Origin of the sequence: Corynebacterium sp. MSK071 (genome assembly GCF_030232125.1) — a bacterium.
Taxonomy (GTDB): Bacteria; Actinomycetota; Actinomycetes; order Mycobacteriales; family Mycobacteriaceae; genus Corynebacterium; species Corynebacterium kefirresidentii.
The window spans coordinates 1-267 of the sequence record NZ_JASPJA010000072.1; the positions used below are offsets into that span (position 1 = coordinate 1).

The following is a 267-nucleotide window of genomic DNA, read 5'->3' on the forward strand; positions in this document are numbered from 1 at the left end:
GAACAAAATAATCGCGCCCGCCACACCAGGAACAATCGTCAACGCCGCCGCTGCAAACGTGACCGCAATTGTCAACAGTGACACCTTGGCTAATATCCTCCACGGCTGCGCCAACTTTCGCGCGGCCAGCAGCATTGGTACACCCACAAACATGGTCACGAAGGCAGAAATCATCAACCCCAATGCGAGTCGCTCCAACTTTTGGACCTTCATCCACGGGAAGGCACCAGCGATAACTCCAGCGTCCAAGAGTAAGTGGCGTGCCCC

At 55.8% G+C, this 267-nt stretch carries 1 protein-coding gene; it reads right to left on the reverse strand.

The window, feature by feature from the left end; translation table 11 throughout:
- The coding region (locus QP990_RS12245) for a hypothetical protein (protein ID WP_284799438.1) at positions 1-267 on the reverse strand (267 nt) is incomplete at both ends.